General features: G+C 67.8%; 15 protein-coding genes. 8 read left to right on the top strand and 7 right to left on the bottom strand.

Annotation, left to right across the window (positions count from 1 at the left end):
• The first annotated feature begins 146 nt into the window (after window positions 1–146).
• Window positions 147–818, top strand: coding sequence for a uridine kinase (locus tag OG474_RS06190; RefSeq protein ID WP_405061230.1), 672 nt, complete (start codon window positions 147–149; stop codon window positions 816–818).
• Here the strand turns inward: OG474_RS06190 and OG474_RS06185 are convergent.
• Window positions 803–1,285, bottom strand: coding sequence for a GNAT family N-acetyltransferase (locus OG474_RS06185; RefSeq protein WP_405061229.1), 483 nt, complete (start codon window positions 1,283–1,285; stop codon window positions 803–805). The genes OG474_RS06190 and OG474_RS06185 overlap by 16 nt on opposite strands.
• Before the next feature lie 21 nt (window positions 1,286–1,306).
• Complete coding sequence (locus tag OG474_RS06180) at window positions 1,307–1,882, bottom strand: CGNR zinc finger domain-containing protein (RefSeq protein ID WP_405061228.1); 576 nt, start codon at window positions 1,880–1,882, stop codon at window positions 1,307–1,309.
• 67 nt (window positions 1,883–1,949) lie between these two features.
• Between OG474_RS06180 and OG474_RS06175 the strand changes: the two genes are divergently transcribed.
• On the top strand, window positions 1,950–3,116 hold the full coding sequence (locus OG474_RS06175) for an MFS transporter (protein ID WP_405061227.1): 1,167 nt from the start codon (window positions 1,950–1,952) through the stop codon (window positions 3,114–3,116).
• On the opposite strand, the gene OG474_RS06170 is transcribed toward OG474_RS06175, so the two are convergent.
• Complete coding sequence (locus OG474_RS06170) at window positions 3,091–5,352, bottom strand: FdhF/YdeP family oxidoreductase (protein WP_405061226.1); 2,262 nt, start codon at window positions 5,350–5,352, stop codon at window positions 3,091–3,093. The two genes, OG474_RS06175 and OG474_RS06170, sit on opposite strands and share 26 nt — an antisense overlap.
• A 146-nt stretch (window positions 5,353–5,498) precedes the next feature.
• Between OG474_RS06170 and OG474_RS06165 the strand changes: the two genes are divergently transcribed.
• Genes OG474_RS06165 through OG474_RS06155 form a run of 3 tightly spaced genes read left to right on the top strand, consistent with a single transcriptional unit; the run spans window position 5,499 to window position 9,325 of the window.
• The gene (locus OG474_RS06165; protein WP_405061225.1) at window positions 5,499–6,221 is read left to right on the top strand and encodes an SDR family NAD(P)-dependent oxidoreductase; all 723 of its coding nucleotides are present in this window, start codon (window positions 5,499–5,501) and stop codon (window positions 6,219–6,221) included.
• A gap of 15 nt (window positions 6,222–6,236) precedes the next feature.
• Window positions 6,237–7,538: an MFS transporter gene (locus OG474_RS06160; protein ID WP_405061224.1), complete on the top strand. Its 1,302-nt coding sequence runs from the start codon at window positions 6,237–6,239 to the stop codon at window positions 7,536–7,538.
• Between the two features lie 17 nt (window positions 7,539–7,555).
• On the top strand, window positions 7,556–9,325 hold the full coding sequence (locus OG474_RS06155; protein ID WP_405061223.1) for a helix-turn-helix domain-containing protein: 1,770 nt from the start codon (window positions 7,556–7,558) through the stop codon (window positions 9,323–9,325).
• Here the strand turns inward: OG474_RS06155 and OG474_RS06150 are convergent.
• Window positions 9,315–10,244, bottom strand: coding sequence for an NADP-dependent oxidoreductase (locus tag OG474_RS06150; RefSeq protein WP_405061222.1), 930 nt, complete (start codon window positions 10,242–10,244; stop codon window positions 9,315–9,317). The genes OG474_RS06155 and OG474_RS06150 overlap by 11 nt on opposite strands.
• Before the next feature lie 108 nt (window positions 10,245–10,352).
• On the opposite strand from OG474_RS06150, the gene OG474_RS06145 reads away from it, so the two are divergent.
• Both OG474_RS06145 and OG474_RS06140 read left to right on the top strand, forming a co-directional pair.
• Complete coding sequence (locus OG474_RS06145) at window positions 10,353–10,748, top strand: winged helix-turn-helix transcriptional regulator (RefSeq protein ID WP_405061221.1); 396 nt, start codon at window positions 10,353–10,355, stop codon at window positions 10,746–10,748.
• A gap of 22 nt (window positions 10,749–10,770) precedes the next feature.
• Complete coding sequence (locus OG474_RS06140; protein WP_405061220.1) at window positions 10,771–11,406, top strand: hypothetical protein; 636 nt, start codon at window positions 10,771–10,773, stop codon at window positions 11,404–11,406.
• Window positions 11,407–11,873: 467 nt separating this feature from the next.
• Here the strand turns inward: OG474_RS06140 and OG474_RS06135 are convergent, their stop codons facing one another.
• The gene (locus OG474_RS06135) at window positions 11,874–12,602 is read right to left on the bottom strand and encodes an SDR family NAD(P)-dependent oxidoreductase (protein WP_405061219.1); all 729 of its coding nucleotides are present in this window, start codon (window positions 12,600–12,602) and stop codon (window positions 11,874–11,876) included.
• 35 nt (window positions 12,603–12,637) lie between these two features.
• On the bottom strand, window positions 12,638–14,098 hold the full coding sequence (locus OG474_RS06130; RefSeq protein ID WP_405061218.1) for a DHA2 family efflux MFS transporter permease subunit: 1,461 nt from the start codon (window positions 14,096–14,098) through the stop codon (window positions 12,638–12,640).
• Window positions 14,099–14,150: 52 nt separating this feature from the next.
• Here OG474_RS06130 and OG474_RS06125 point away from each other — a divergent pair, with 52 nt between their 5' ends.
• On the top strand, window positions 14,151–14,873 hold the full coding sequence (locus OG474_RS06125) for a TetR/AcrR family transcriptional regulator (RefSeq protein ID WP_405061217.1): 723 nt from the start codon (window positions 14,151–14,153) through the stop codon (window positions 14,871–14,873).
• Here OG474_RS06125 and OG474_RS06120 read toward each other — a convergent pair.
• Complete coding sequence (locus tag OG474_RS06120) at window positions 14,857–15,387, bottom strand: NUDIX hydrolase (protein ID WP_405061216.1); 531 nt, start codon at window positions 15,385–15,387, stop codon at window positions 14,857–14,859. The genes OG474_RS06125 and OG474_RS06120 overlap by 17 nt on opposite strands.
• Between the last annotated feature and the right edge of the window lie 437 nt (window positions 15,388–15,824).

Genomic DNA, 15,824 nt, shown 5'->3' with positions numbered 1-15,824 from the left:
TGTCACGGAGCGGCAGTCATCTTCCGTGGATCGGCCGTTGAGAGCTCCCGGCGCTTAACGTCCGAAAACACGCCGACCAGGCCCTTCGGATCCTCGGACGTTAACTGGCGCCGGCAACAGCGCTTGCTGGGCGGCACACTGGTGGGGTGGCGTCCAGTGAGCTTCTGTCCGAACTTGCCGACCTTGTCCTCGCTGTCGAGCGGCCGCATCCGGTGCGGGTGGTGATCGACGGTCCGTCTGCGGCCGGCAAGACCACGCTGGCCGACGAGCTGGCCGTCGTACTGGGGGAGCGGACCGATCGGGAGGTGATCCGGGTCGGCCTCGACTACTTCAAGAAGGATCCGGCGCTGCGGACCGCGTACCCGATCGAGTCGCCGGAGAGTTACTACTACGACACGTGGGACCTCGACGCGATTCTCTCGAAGCTGCTGCTGCCGCTCGGGCCAGGTGGCGATCGCCGATTTGTCTCGGGCATGCGGCCGACGCATGCGCGGACGGCACTCGCAGCTGCCATCGAGACAGCAGCCGTCGATGCGGTGCTTGTCGTTGACGGCTGCTTCTCGATGCGACCGGAGCTCGTTGACCATTGGGACCTGCGCATCTACCTGCACGTCGACTTCGACGTCGTACTGCGCCGGGGGACCGAGCGGGACCAGGCCTGGATGGAGTCCGCCGCTGCAGCGGCGGAGCGCTACCGCACCAGGTACATCCCCGGTGAACGCCTGTACGTCGATCAGGTGGTGCCGCAGTCGCTCGCGGACGTGGTGGTGGACCACACGGACTTCGACCACCCGGTACTGCGTCAGGGCAGGTCGTAGTGCATGTCGTAGTTCGGGATGATCACGCCGCTGCGGGTCTGGTTGGTGGGGTTCTCGCGGTCGACGACGAATCCGAATGACTCGAAGGCTGGGCGGGCGGTGCGGCTCGCATGCGTGATCAGCCGGGTCAGACCGCGCTTGCCTGCTTCGTCCTGCACCTTCTCGACCAGCAGCCGGGCGATGCCTCGGCCTGAGTGATCCGGGTGCACGAAGAGCATGTCCAGCAGCCCGTCGTCGGTGAAGTCACTGAAGCCGACGACGACGTCGTCGACGCAGACCACGTAGGTGTGCGCGGCCGCCCGGCGATCCGCCCAGGCCTGGGCATCCACCTCTGATTCGTCCGGAGCCCAGGCGCGCACCTGCTCCTCGGTGTAGTCGCGAATGGCCGTCCGCCGGACTGCGGCGTAGTAGACCCGCCAGGTCGGGACGGCATCGGCCGGAACGTAGGCGCGCAGTGTGGTCGGCATGACTCAGAACTTAGGCGGCGATCAGGTCGCCTGCCGGGCTCGGTGGGCCGCGGCCTTCACCCGGCTCTGGCATTGGGGCGAGCAGAAGCGTCGCTGACCGTTCTTCGAGGTGTCGACGAAGACCCGGTCGCACTGCGGTGCGGCGCAGACGCCGAGGCGACCGGCCAGATCACTGCCGACCGCGAGCGCGAGACCGGCCGCGCAGCCGGCGGCCCAGCCGTTGACGAGGGTGTCGTCGGGGCCGTGGAAATGCAGGCCCCAGCCCTTCTCACGGCGGTCGAGCTTCGGGCGCGCGTTCGTGTCGACCAGTAGCGCGTTGATCTCGTCCGCCGCCCGGTCGAGGTCGCCGGTGTGCGCCGCCTCGAAGACGATGCGCATCCGTCGGGCCAGCTCGGTCAGGCGCCGCGCATCCTCCGGGCGCACATGCGGCTGCGGGTAGCCGATCGCCACCAGCGAATCCGCGACCGCCTGTGCCTGGTCGACAGGACCGGCGTACGGCGAACCACCGGAGAAGCCAGGGGTCAGCCGGTTCACGTACTCGACCGATGCCGCCAGCACGCTCCGGGCATGACTATCAAAAGACACTTGACCAGTCACGACTCTCCTCCGTACGCTCGACCATGCGTGACCGATCATAACCACTTAGACAGTCATGGAGGCGGTAATGAGTGCTGTCGGGACCCTGATCGCTCCGTGGCGCGGCCTGCCCACCACGGTCTGGGTGCTCGTTGCTGCCCGCGCCGTCAACCGGATCGGTGCGTTCTCGCTGTCGTTCCTGGCGATCGTGCTGACCGTCGAGTTCGGCGCGTCGCTGAGCCGGACCGGCCTCGTGGTCGCGCTCTTCGGACTCGCCACGATCCCGTCCCGCCTGCTCGGGGGTCTGCTGGCCGACCGGATCGGCCGTCGGCGCACGATTGTCCTCGGCCTGATCGGTTGCGCCGGGGCACAGCTGTGGATCGCCGCGAGTACGACGCTCGGGTCCGCGATGGTGGCGGCCGTCGTACTCGGCCTGGCGTTCGAGATCTACGAACCGCCCAGCCAGGCGACCATTGCTGACGTCACCGAGCCTGCCGACCGCCCAGCGGCGTACGGGCTGCATGGCTCGGCAATGGCAGTCGCCGGTGTCCTGGCCGGACTACTGGCCGCGGCGGTCAGTCACTGGGACCTGCGCTGGCTCTTCGTCGCCGACGCGATCACCTGTGTGGCCTGCGCGGTTCTGGTTGGTCTCGCGCTCCCTCGTGACGTACGGCGGGAACGGGTGCGAGCTGGTGGAGTCTCGGCGTGGCGCGATCACCGGTTGCTGCTGTTGCTCGCCAGTGGCACCGTGTTCGCGACGATCTACATGCAGCTGATCGTCGGCGTACCGCTCACTCTGCTTGAGCAGGGCCTGCCGGCCTCGCACGTCGGCATCATCCTGGCGGTCTCCGCGGTGACGATGATCCTCGCGCAGCGGCTCCTGCGGGTGCAGCTCGACGACTTCCAAGCGATGCGCGCCGGCTACGTGTTGCTGGCCGCCGGTCTGGTCGTCTGTGCGTTCGCCAGCAGCCTGCCGGCCTTCTTGCTCGCCACCGCGTTCTGGAGTGTCGGGGTGGCGTTCCTGCAGACCCGCTACCTGACGCAAGCCGCAGGTCTCGCGCCAGACGACGGACGCGCTCGCTACCTCGCTGTTTTCGGCCTCTGCTGGGGTGTGGCCACCACCGTCGCGCCACTGATCGTGACGCACCTCCTGGAGACCGCAGGTCCCGAAGGACTGTGGTTGGTCAACGCTGCGGCGGCCATGGCGCTGGCCGCCGCGCAGCCGTTGCTCAGGAGGCGGCTGGCTCGAGCCTGACCGTCAGGCCCTTCGCCACCGGTGTGTTGCTGCCCTTGGCCAGGTCGTCGGCCGACATCAGCACATTCGTCTCCGGGTAGTACGCCGCGACGCAGCCGCGGGCGGTCGGGTACGAGACCAGGCGGAAGCCGGACGCACGCCGTTCGACCCCTTGGAACTCGCTGACGATGTCGACGTACGCGCCGTCGGTCAGCCCGAGCTCGGTGAGGTCCTCCGGGTTCACGAAGATCACCTCGCGGCCGCCGTGGATGCCGCGGTAGCGGTCCTCGAGGCCGTAGATGGTGGTGTTGAACTGGTCGTGGCTGCGCAAGGTCTGCAGCAGCAGCTTGCCCGGTGCCGTCGGCAACCAACTCAGGTCGTTCGCGGTGAACTGTGCCTTCGCGTCCGACGTCTTGAACTCGCGCTTGTCCCGTGCCGCATGGGCCAGCAGGAAGCCGCCCTCGTTCGCCCGGAGCCGGTCCTCGAAGTCCTCGTACCCGTCGGCGACCCGGCCGATCCGCTGCCGGATCAGGCTGTAGTCGTCGGCGAAGTCCGCCCACGGGATCTGCCCGACATCCGCCACGACGGCTTGCGCGATCCCGGCGACGATCCCGATCTCGGACTTCATCTCGGGCCCGGGCGGAGTCAGGTTGCCGGTGGAGAGGTGTACGGCGCCCTGTGAGTCCTCGACGGTCACCGACTGCGGACCGTTCGCGGTCCGATCGTGGTCGGTCCGGCCGAGCGTCGGCAGGATCAGCGCCTCGCGGCCGGTGACCGTGTGGGAGCGGTTCAGCTTGGTGGAGACGTGCACGGTCAGGTCGCACTCGCGCAGCCCGCGGTGCACGACCTCGGTGTCGGGCGTCGCCGAGGCGAAGTTGCCGCCCATGGCGAAGAAGACCCGGACGGATCCGTCGCGCAGCCGCTTCACTGTGTCCGCCGCGTCGATGCCGTGCGCACGCGGCGACGTGAACGCGAACTCGGCATCCAGCTTGTCCAGGAACGCGTCCGGCATCTTCTCCCAGATGCCCATGCTGCGGTCGCCCTGGACGTTGGAGTGCCCGCGGACCGGGCACGGGCCGGCGCCCGGCTTGCCGATGTTGCCCTGCAGGAGCAGCACGTTGACGATCTCGCTGATCGTCGCGACCGCCTCGCGGTGCTGGGTCAGACCCATCGCCCAGCAGATCACAGTCGCCTTGGACTTGAGGAACCGCTGGGCGAGCTCCTCGATCTCGGCCCGGTGCAGGCCGGTGGCGAGCTCGACGGCGTCCCAGTCCAGCTCCGCGTTGTGCTTGGAGTAGAGCTCGAAGCCGCTGGTGTAGGTCTCGACGAAGGACTTGTCCAGCACGGTGCCTGGGTTGTCCGCCTCGGCCTGGAGCAAGAGGTGGCCGATGGCAAGGAACAGTGCCTGGTCGCCGCCGATCCGGATCTGCAGGTGCTGGTCGGCGAGCGCCGTCCCCTTGCCGATCCAGCCGCTCACCTTCTGCGGGTTCTTGAAGTTCATCAGGCCGGGCTCGGGCAGCGGGTTCACCGAGACGATGTCGCCGCCGTTGCGCTTGGCGATCTCGAGGTGGCTGAGCATCCGGGGCGCGTTGGTGCCCGGGTTCTGGCCGACGACCACGATCAGCTCGGCCTCCTCGAGCATCTCCAGCGTGACCGCGCCCTTGCCGCTGCCGATCACCCGGTTGAGCGCCGTACCGGACGACTCGTGGCACATGTTCGAGCAGTCGGGCAGGTTGTTGGTGCCGTAGGCGCGGACGAACAACTGGTAGAGGAACGCGGCCTCGTTGCTGGTCCGGCCGGAGGTGTAGAAGACGGCGTCGTCGGGGTCGGGCAGCGCCTTCAGGTGCCGGGCGACGACCTGGAACGCCTCGTCCCAGCCGACCGGCTCGTAGTGCGTGGCGCCGGACCGGAGCAGCATCGGCTCGGTGATCCGGCCGAGCTTGCCCAGGTCGAACTCCGAGATCTCGTGGATCTGCTCGACCGAGTTCTCCGCGAAGAAGGCCCGCGGCACCCGTTTGCGGGTCGCCTCCCAGGCCACCGCCTTGGCGCCGTTCTCGCAGAACTCGGCCGCGTGCTTACGTTTGTGGTCGGGATCCGGCCAGGCGCAGGACGGGCAGTCGAAGCCGCCGTCCTGGTTCATCTTCAAGAACACCTTGCCGGTCCGGGCCGGGCCCATCTCACGGAAGCCGAACTTGAACGACGACAGCACCGCGGGGACTCCCGCGGCCTTTTTCTTCGGCTGCTCGATATCGACCATGTCTCCACGATAGATCCACCTATCAGCGCAGGCAGGATTGATAGCCGAACTCGTACCCAAGTGGCGCCGGAAACCATGCTCCGAGCCTCGGCTGTGTGCTCGCATCCCATAGTGCGGAACGGCTGGGATTCCTACAGTCGTCCGCCATGGAGACCCGCCGCGCCCTCGTCACCGGAGCTGCCTCCGGCATCGGTGCCGCCTGTGTCGAACGTCTCGTCGCGGACGGCGTCCAGGTGGTGGCGGTCGACCGTGTCTCGGTCCCCGCCTCCGCGGGCGTGGAGTCGCTAGTAGCGGACCTGTCCGACCTGGACAGCCTGGCTGCGTTGCCTACCGACGTGGACATCCTGGTGAACAACGCCGGGGTCCAGCACGTCGCACCGATCGAGGAGTTCCCGCCCGAGCGGTTCAGCTATCTGCTGCGGCTCATGGTCGAGGCACCGTTCCGCCTGATCCGTCAGACCCTTCCGCACATGTATGCCGCGGGCTGGGGACGCGTGGTGAACATCAGCTCGGTCCACGGGCTCCGGGCCAGTGCCTACAAGTCGGCGTACGTCGCTGCGAAGCACGGTCTCGAAGGACTCAGCAAAGTCGTCGCACTGGAAGGCGCGGCGCGCGGTGTGACCAGCAACTGCGTCAACCCTGCCTACGTCCGTACGCCGCTCGTCACGGCTCAGCTCGCGGACCAGGCGAGGGCACACGGGCTGACCGAGCCTGAGGTGCTCAACAACGTCATGCTCGAACCAGTCGCGGTGAAACGACTGATCGAGCCGGCTGAGGTCGCGGAGTTGGTCGCACTGCTGTGCGGACCGGCCTCCGCCTCCATCACGGGGAGCTCATTCGTACTCGACGGCGGCTGGACCGCCCACTAGGTCTTGGAGGGCCCCATGACAGCAGCAGACCCGGTCCGTACTCGTCCATCCATCGTCCGCGTCGTCGGTGCGAGCCTCGTCGGTACGACGGTGGAGTGGTACGACTTCTTCCTGTACGGCGTCGCCGCGTCGGTGGTGTTCGGCGATCTGTTCTTTCCCAAGGGTGAACAGCTGACCGGGACCCTGCTGAGCTTCGCCACCTTCGCAGTGGGCTTCTTCGCGCGTCCGATCGGCGGAGTGGTCTTCGGGCACTTCGGCGACCGGTTGGGACGCAAGAACCTGCTGGTGCTGTCCCTGCTGATGATGGGGGTCGCCACCTTCGCCATCGGCCTGCTGCCGACGTACGCACAGGTGGGAGCCCTCGCACCGATCCTGCTGACCGTGCTGCGGCTCATCCAGGGCTTCGCGCTCGGCGGTGAGTGGGGCGGCGCCGTACTGATCGTGTCGGAGCATGGTGATCCGGCACGGCGTGGTTTCTGGGCGTCCTGGCCGCAGGCGGGTGCTCCTGCTGGACAGCTGATCGCCAACGGCGTATTGGCCGGGCTGGCGGCTTTTCAGTCGGAGTCCGCGTTCAACTCGTGGGGCTGGCGGATTCCGTTCCTGCTCTCCGCAGTGCTCGTTCTGGTTGGGCTCTGGGTGCGGCTGAAGATCGAGGAGTCTCCGGTGTTCGTCTCCGCACGTGCACGGCACGAACCGGCGGACCGGATGCCGCTGGTCGAGGTGCTGACCCAGTACCCGCGTGAGGTGCTCACAGCGATGGGTGCACGGATGGCGGAGAACGTCAGCTACTACATCTTCACCATCGTCATCGCGACCTATGCGAAGGAGCATCTCGGTCTGGGCAAGTCCTTCGCGCTGAACGCCGTTCTGATCGCCGCAGCCATCCACTTCTGTGCCATCCCGCTCTGGGGCGCGCTGTCGGACCGCATCGGTCGCAAACCCGTCTATCTGATCGGTGCGGTCGGAGTGGGCGTCTGGGGCTTCGTTTTCATCGCACTGGTGGACACGAAGAACTTCGGCCTGGCCACGCTCGCTGTGACGATCGGACTGGTGCTGCACGGTGCCATGTACGGACCACAGGCGTCGTTCTTCACCGAACTCTTCGGGACCCGCGTGCGCTACTCAGGTGTGTCCGTCGGCTACCAGTTGGCGTCGATCATCGCCGGCGGTCTGGCGCCGTTCATCGCGATCGCACTCCTGAAGACCTATGACTCCGGCTACGCGATCTCGGTGTACGTCGCGGTCTGTGCGGTGATCTCGATCCTGGCGGTCACCTTGTACTCCGAAACCCGTGAGCGGGACCTTACAGCTCTGTAGGTGGCATCATCGCGAGGATGAGGGAGCTTCTGCGGCTACTGGCCGAGGATGCGTCCGGTAGCGAGCTGGCCCGGGTGGCAGGTGAGGATGCGGTCGCCCGGGACCTCGCTCTGCGCATCCGGGCCGGTATCGACGCCAGCAAGAAGCGCGAGACTGAGCTGACCGCGCTGGTCGAGGTGGCTCGCGAGCTGGCCTCTGCGAGCGACCCGAGCGGCGTACTGGACACCATCGTGCACAGGGCCCGCACGCTGGTCGGTGCGGACGTCTCCTACCTGACCTTGTACGACGAGGCTCGTGGTGACACGTACATGCGAGCAACCGACGGATCGCTGTCGGCTGCGTTTCAACAGCTCAGAGTGCCGCTGGGCGCCGGGCTGGGCGGACTGGTCGCGTCAACCCGCAGGCCGTACTGGACGACCGACTATCCGTCCGATCAGCGCTTCCATCACACCGGTCCGATTGACCATGCCGTCGGTGACGAGGGGCTGGTCGCCATCTGCGGTACGCCGCTGATCGTGGACGAGGCCTTTGTCGGAGTGCTGTTCGCGTCGAACCGGACCGCGCGCCCGTTCAGCCGGGAGGAGGTGCTGCTGCTCGGCTCCTTGGCAGCGCTGGCGGCCGTCACGATCGTGCAGGTCCGTGCGGCTGCCGAGACCGCAGCGGCGCTCGATGCGGTCTCGCTGGCCCATGCGGGGGTTGAGCACGCTGCAGCTGCCCATGATCGGTTCGCCGACATCGTGCTCTCGGGTGGCGATGTGGACGCGGTCGCTGCCGCGCTGGCCGAGCTGCTCGGCGTCTGGGTCGTTCTGGTCGATGCCGTCGGCAACGAACTCGCCGTAGCCGGTTGTCACGCCGGTACGGCGGTGCCGTGGCGGGAGTCGTTGTCCGGCCGGCTGGCCCGAGCTGGTGATTGCTGGGTCGTCGCGGTAACAGCCAAGGGCGAACGGCTTGGAGCGTTGGTCATTGGCGGTGTCGACGACCTGTCCGCTGCAGACCAGCGGATCGTCGAGCGTGCGGCTGTTGTCACCGCACTTGTCCTGCTGTTCCGCCGTCAGGCCGCAGAGCAGTCGCAACGGGCACAGGCTGATCTGCTGACCGATGTGCTTAGTGGGAGCGGTGACGTACCTGCCCTGACCGAGCGGCTCCGGTTGCTGGCACCTGGCCGAGTCCACGACCACTTCGTGGTGGCCGTCTGCCGCGGCGACCACAGCGCCGTACGGGCTCGGCTGTCAGCCCCGGTCGCGGACAAGCTGGTGCTGTCCGGTTCGTACGCCGGTGATCTGGTGCTGCTGCTCGCTCGGACCGACGCGGTTGCGGCGGCTCGGGACCTGGTCGAGGTAGCCAAGCGTGCCGCGGTCACCATCGCGGTGGTGGGTCCCGCTCGGTGGGGCGAGGCGCTCGTGGATGCACACCGGCAAGCGACTCGGCTGGTGACGACGATGGTGCGCCTCGGCCGGTGCAACGAATCCGCGACGCCGGACGACCTGGGTGTAGCGGGGCTGGTCGGTGCGTCGGAGATCGACGTACAGGCTCATGTTCAGCACGTTCTCGGGGCAGTGATCGAGTACGACGCGCAGCGGGGCACCGATCTGGTCGGAACACTGCACGCCTACTTCGCAGCCGGCCAGAGTCCGACCAGAGCAGCCACCGAGCTCCACATCCATCCCAACACCGTGCAGCAGCGGCTGGAGCGAGTCGGAGCCCTGCTTGGCGCTGAGTGGCAGTCGCCGGAGCGCAGCCTGAACCTCCAGGTCGCACTCCAGCTCCACCAGGCCGTCAGGGGATGAGCACCAGCCGCCCGCGCACGCCGCCCTTCGCAAGCCGCTTGTACGCCGTCGCTGCGTCCGCCAGCGGATAGGTGCCGGCCACCCGGGTCGAGATCACCCCTGCCGCAGCCAGCTCGGCCAACCGCGCGAGCTCGGCTCCATCGGCCTGGATGAGGATCTGGTGCATCGTGATCCCGCGCATCGGCGGTGGTGTCGGACCGGAGTGGAAATGCGCGTGCTGACCGCCACTGCGGACGGCCTCCTGTGCTGCTATCTCCAGGTCGGCCGCATCCACTAGAGCGTCCACTCCGGCCGGAGCGATCGCATGGACAGCGGTAATCAGGTCCTCTGCTCGAGAGACGAAGTGGTCGGCGCCGAGACTCCGGACGTACTCCTCGTCCTGCTCACCGGCGGTGGCGATCACCGTCAGGCCGGAGTGCTTCGCCAGCTCAACCGCGTAGCCGCCCACGCCACCGGCCGCGCCAGTGACCAGCACTGTTCCAGCAGACAGCTGGAACAGCGTGATCGCTCGCAGCGCGGTCAGGGCGTTCAGGGGGATGGTTGCCGCGTGCACGAGCTCCATGTCCTTCGGTGCGGGCGTCACCGCGGTCACATCCAGTACGACGTACTCCGCGTGTGTCTTGAGCGGTCTGCCCAGTCGATCGGCCAGTCCGATCACCGCCGTACCCACTGCGAGGTCAGCGCCTGGTCCGCTCGCGTCGACGACGCCAGCGACGTCCCAGCCGATGCCGAACTGCTCCCGCGGTGCAGTCAGACCGACCTGCACCGCCACACCCGTGGCGACGATCAGGTCGATCGGATTGATCGCGGCTCCGGCCACCTTGATCCGAACCTGGCCATGGCCAGGTTCGGGCAGCGGAGCCTCGATCAGCTCCAGTGAGTCCGGTCCCTCGAGCCGCCGGGCCACCAGTGCGCGCATGTTCATGTTCTCCCTCGTCCAGAGTCTGTTGGTAGCTCCACTTTCGGAGAGTTACTCTCTCTTGGTAAGTACGTACTTCGGAGTGCGTACCGCACGACGAGGAGAGCCATGCCGACGCGTACTGCCGCTCAACTTCGGGAGGCGGCTGCTCGCGACTACGACGCCTTCATGGCGGAGTGCCCGGCCCGGCATCTGTTGGACCGGATCGGGAACAAGTGGGTGTCGCTCATCCTGCTCGGCCTCGCTGGTGGACCGCAGCGGTACTCCGATCTGTCCCGCCGGATCGCAGGGGTCAGTCAGAAGATGCTGACCCAGACGCTGCGCAGTCTGGAGCGTGACGGCCTGATTACTCGCACCGTCACGCCCTCGGTGCCGGTGCGAGTCGACTACGAGCTCACTCCGCTCGGTGCGAGCCTGCTCCCGCTCGTGGAGGCGATCCAGGACTGGGCGTCGGCCAACATGCCCAAGGTCGAGGCCGCCCGGGACCGGTACGACGCGATCTGAGCAGCCGTTACGCTCTACCTCCATGGCGTCTGGCCGCTCCACCTCGTCCAACGACCGCCGCGTCGTCGTACTGGTGGTTCCCGCCACTCCCACCTGGGCACCGCCCGGCCGCACGCTCACTGCGTGGCACCACGCCCTCACCGAAGACACCTACGAACTCCTGGCCGATCTGGCCCAGGTAGACGTCGCTGTTGGGGTGGCGGGCGCTGACGAGTCTTCGCTGGCTGCGATCCGCGACCTGACCTGGCCCGGTACGCCGGTCTATCCGGTCTCGGCGGCGAATCCCGTGCTCGAGGCGATCGAGCTCGCCGGCCCCGCAGCGGCAGTTGTGGCCGTGAGCCACGACGTACCGGACCTTCCGGGGTTGCTGATCGGCAAGCTGTTCCGCGCTCTCGGCTCGGCCGACATCGCGGTCACGCCGGCGACCGATGGTTCGCTGGCTGCGATCGGCGTGAATCTCCCGATCGCTTCCTGGGTTCGGGACACCGCCCCGACCTTCGACACCAGCCTCGCCGAACTCGAAGCAGTGAAGCCTCGCCGCCATGCTGTTGCGGTCGGCCCCGGTTGGCACCGGCTGCGATCGGCTGCTGACCTAGCGCAACTGGATCCCGGCCTCGAGGGCTGGGATGCGACAAGATCTCTACTTCGTCGTCCCTGACCCGTCACCTTCGCCGTGGTGGCTCGTTCACCATGCAGCGGGAGCTTCGGGGGAAGCTTGCACCGACCGCCGATGCCGTTCAGGGGCGGAGATCGGCAACTGGTGCAGCCCGCCGCGACAGGCCCGCTCGGGGGAGCGGGCCCGCACCTGAGGCCAGCCCTGGATCGGCCGACGGCGCACCGGACACGGGGAATCACGGGGGAACAACCGGGGGGATCCACGGGGGATCGCAGTACACGGGGAAATCGCAGTACGCACGGGGAACGCAGTACAGCGGGGGAAACGCAGTACGGCGGGGATCGCGGTACCAGTGGGGGAACGCGGTACAGCGGGGATGCACGGGGGAAGCGGGGGGAACGCAGTACAGGGGGGACAGGGGGATTGTGGGGCAGTAGTGAGGCACCACAGACGCAACGCCGGGGTGAACACATCAGGTAGGTGTTCACCCCGGCGCCGCCGAAGCCCAGTCAGGTAAGGGGTTCGCCGTCCCGGAAGAAGGCGCCGGACGGACCGCCGGCCGGCAAGGTCGCGGCCCAGACGACGCCTCGCGCACTTTCGGCGGCGGAGCGGTCGTCAGCATCGTCACCGCGTTCGGGGTGCGTGGCTGTCTCGCCGGGATCGACGGCGTTCACGAGGATCGGCGTGTCCGCCAGCGCATGCGCGAGGACCTCGGTCAGGACGTTCAGAACGTCCTTGGCGAACGAGTAGGCCGGCGCGCGCAGACTGGCCTTCAGATCGAGGCCGGTAGCGATCTGCAGCGCCGAACGGCTGGAGACGTTGACGATCCGAGCCGCGGGAGCCGCCAGCAGCAGCGGCAACATCGTCTGCACCAACTGCCACGGCCCGAGTACGTCGATATCCAGCGCCGACCGGACAGCGCCGATATCCGCCTCGAGTGCGGAGAGCACGGTGAAGTCGACAGGTGCGCTCGCATTGTTGATCAGTACGTCGAGTTGTCCGAACGACTGCTTGAGGTGCTCGGCGGCAGCGGCCATGTCGGCCGGTGTGGTCAGATCCAGCCGGAGTGCCGTCGCCGCGTAGCCGGCGTCGCGGAGCTGTGCGGCGAGCGGTTCGGCCTGCGTGACATCGCGGGCCGTGAGGACAACGTGATAGCCCTGCTCGGCCAGTAGCTGGGCGACCGCGAACCCGAGTCCGCGCGGGCGACTGGTTCCGGTGATCAGGGCGGTCTTCGTCATCGCGGTATCTGCTTTCGATCGGTCGTAGTAGCGGTTCAGTGGCCGGCTTGCTGGGACTGCTTGGGCAGCAGCCAGACGAGCGCCAGCGCGAGAAGGTAGAGCGCGGCGCAGATGGCCATCACTAGTTGGGCGGCGGCGAAGTAGGAGTGCGTGGAGGGCTGGCCGACTCGGCTGAAGAACACCGTGCCGAGGGCCGCGACACCGATAGCTCCGGCGAACTGCTGGGCAGCGTTGAGCACACCGGCGCCGGAACCGACCTCGGCCGGAGTGGCATCGCCGAGGATGAAGTCGAACAGCGGGATGAACAGCAGACCCGCGCCGACGCCGGTCAGGAACAGCGCCGGGGTCAACTTCCAGATGGTGATCGAGTCACCGAGGTGGGCGGTGGTCCACCAGAGGCCGAGCAGGCCGACCACGGCGATGGCCAGTCCGAGCTGGAGGTTGGCGCGGCCGAGCTTCTCGGCCAGCACCGCACCCGAGACCAAGGTGGCGATCGCCGTACCGGCTGCCCAGGGAATCAAGGCGAAACCGGTCTGCAGCGGCGTCCAGCCTATGCCGGACTGCAGCAGCAGGTTGACGATCAGCACGAAGGCGCTGAGTGAGGCGTAGAAACCACCGGTGATCAGCAGGCCGACGACGAAGCTGCGCTTGCCGAACAGCGACGGCGTGATGACCGGATGGCGGCTGCGACGCTCGGAGCCGACGAACAGCGCGAAGGCGACGACGGCACCGGCGAGCATCGCGTAGGTCCACGCGGGCCAGCCGAGGTCGCGGCCCTGGATGAGCGGCACGATCAGCAACGCCGAAGCGGCGGTCAGCAGACCCACGCCGACGAGGTCGAGCCGGGTGCTGCGGTCCTCGCCGCTGTAGCGCGGCAGCACGCGCCAGCCGATCGCCAGCGACAGGATGCCGAACGGGATGTTGATCAGGAAGATCGAGCGCCACTGGCTGCCGAACAGGTCGAGGTGCAGCAGCCAGCCGGCCAGGATCGGGCCGGCGACGGTCGCCAGGCCCATGATCGGACCCATCGGCATCAGCGCCTTACGCAGGTGCTGGGGCGGGAAGACGATCTTGATCAGGGCGATGCCCTGCGGGATCATCACCGATCCGAACAGGCCCTGGAAGACCCGGGCGACGATGAGGAACGCGGGGCTGGGCGCGAGGCCGCAGGCCAGTGACGCGAGCGTGAAGCCGATCATGCCGAGCAGGAACAGCCGGCGGCGGCCGAGCAGGTCACCGAGCCGGCCGGAGGTGATCAGGCCGAGCGCGAAGGCGGCGGTGTAGGCCGACAGGACCCACTGCAGGGTCATCGGGCCACCGCCGAGGTCGGCGCGGATCGACGGGCCGGCGAGGTTGGCGACGCTGGTGTCGATGAGGTCCATCAGTTCGGCGATGACCACGACGACGAGGACGAGCCACGCCTGGCGAAGGGGGAGTGGCGCCACCGTTGCGGGCGGCGTCTCGGTCTGGTTTGACGAACTTTGTTCGGTGCTCACGAACAATGTTCTACTCTTCGAACTAAGTTCGTGTCAAGCTATAGTCATGACCATGCCCGCCGACCCCAGACAGCGCCGCGCCGCCCGCCACGCGCCGCCCGCCACGGACACAGCACCGGCCAAGCCGCGGAAGGCACCGATCACCGCGGAGCGGATCACGGATGCCGCCTTGCAGGTGATCGCCACCGAGGGCTACGACGCCCTGACCGTCCGCCGGGTCTCCGCGGTGCTCGGCACCGGCCCGTCCTCGCTGTACGCGCACATCGTGAACAAGGAAGACCTCGACGACCTGCTGATCGCCCGCCTGTACGCCGCGATCGTGCTGCCCGAACCCGATCCGGACGCATGGCGTCAGCAGCTGATCGAGGTGTACTCGCAGCTGCGCGACGAGTACCTGAAGTACCCCGGACTGTCCCGGGCCGCGCTGGCCACGGTCTCTACGCACCTCGAGGCGCTACGAGTGGGCGAGGGGATTCTGTCGATCCTGCTCGCCGGTGGGATCGATGCGAAGACGGCTGCCTGGGTCCGCGATGCACTGACCCTCTACGTGAACGCCTATGCGCTCGAACGCGCTCTTGTGCAGCAGCGCCAGCAGAACCAGTCCGACGAATGGGTGCTCAGCCGCGAGGAGATCATCGGCCGGTTCAGCGCGCTCCCCGAGGACCAGTTCCCCAACACCCGGCGCTACGCGGCCGAGCTGACCTCCGGCTCGGGCCACGACCGGTTCGACTTCACCATCAACCTCATGCTGGACAACCTCAGCGCACGCCGCTAGCGACCAGCTGCCGGACCGAGTCGTCCAGACCCGCCGGCAGCTCGTCCACCGGGAACCACGCGAGGTCGTGCGACTCCTCGCTCACCACGTACGCCGTACTCGCGGCCGCCGTCACCAGGAACTGAACGTCCAGGTGGTACACGCCGGCACACCCACCCGCCAGGATCTCGTGCCGCGAAAGCCGCACCGGCATCGGCGCGATCGAGAGCCCGGTCAACCCGGACTCCTCACTCGCCTCCCGAAGCGCAGCCCCTGCCAGCGTGGTGTCGTCCGGCTCGCAATGCCCGCCCAGCTGCAACCAAAGCCCGATCGTCCGATGCAACGTCAGCAGAACCCGCTCACCCGCCCCGTCCACCACCAACGCACTAGCCGTCACATGCGCCGACCGGCAACTCCGCCACATCCCATCCGCATGTGCTCCCAGATGCCGCAAATACGCCTGCCGCAACTCCTCCTGCTCCCCATCCGGCGCATCCCACCCCGTCAAAACCCGCACCGCATCCTCAAGAAGCACCCACCCAGTCTCCCAACCCACCCCGCCAACCGCCGAATCCCCGTCCCCCAGCCCCCAAAGATCCCCACCCAACGCAAGCCCCGGCGCCGCGGAGCGCCGCAGCTAACGTCCGATGATCCGGAGACGAGGTGTGCGGTTCTTTCGGACGTTGTGTGAGTGGGGCAGTTAACGTCCGATGATCCGGAGACCAGGTGTGCGGTTCTTTCGGACGTTGACGCGGTTGCTGCTGGGGCTAGCGCTCGAGGAGTTCGGAGGGCGCGATCCGCACCGGAAACGGGCGTGGGCAGTGGGGCGCTCGGCGGGTTGGGGGCGGAGTCTGCTTGCCCGCGCCCCATGCCCGCGCCCCGTGCCTGTGCCCCGTGCCCGCGCCCCATGCCTGTGCCCCGTGCCCGCGCCCCATGCCTGTGCCCCATGCCTGTGCCCCGTGCCTGTGCCCC

Source organism: Kribbella sp. NBC_01505 (assembly GCF_045040285.1).
GTDB lineage: Bacteria > Actinomycetota > Actinomycetes > Propionibacteriales > Kribbellaceae > Kribbella.
The sequence above is the reverse complement of the archived record's forward strand: the minus strand, read 5'-3'. Positions and strand labels throughout refer to the sequence as shown.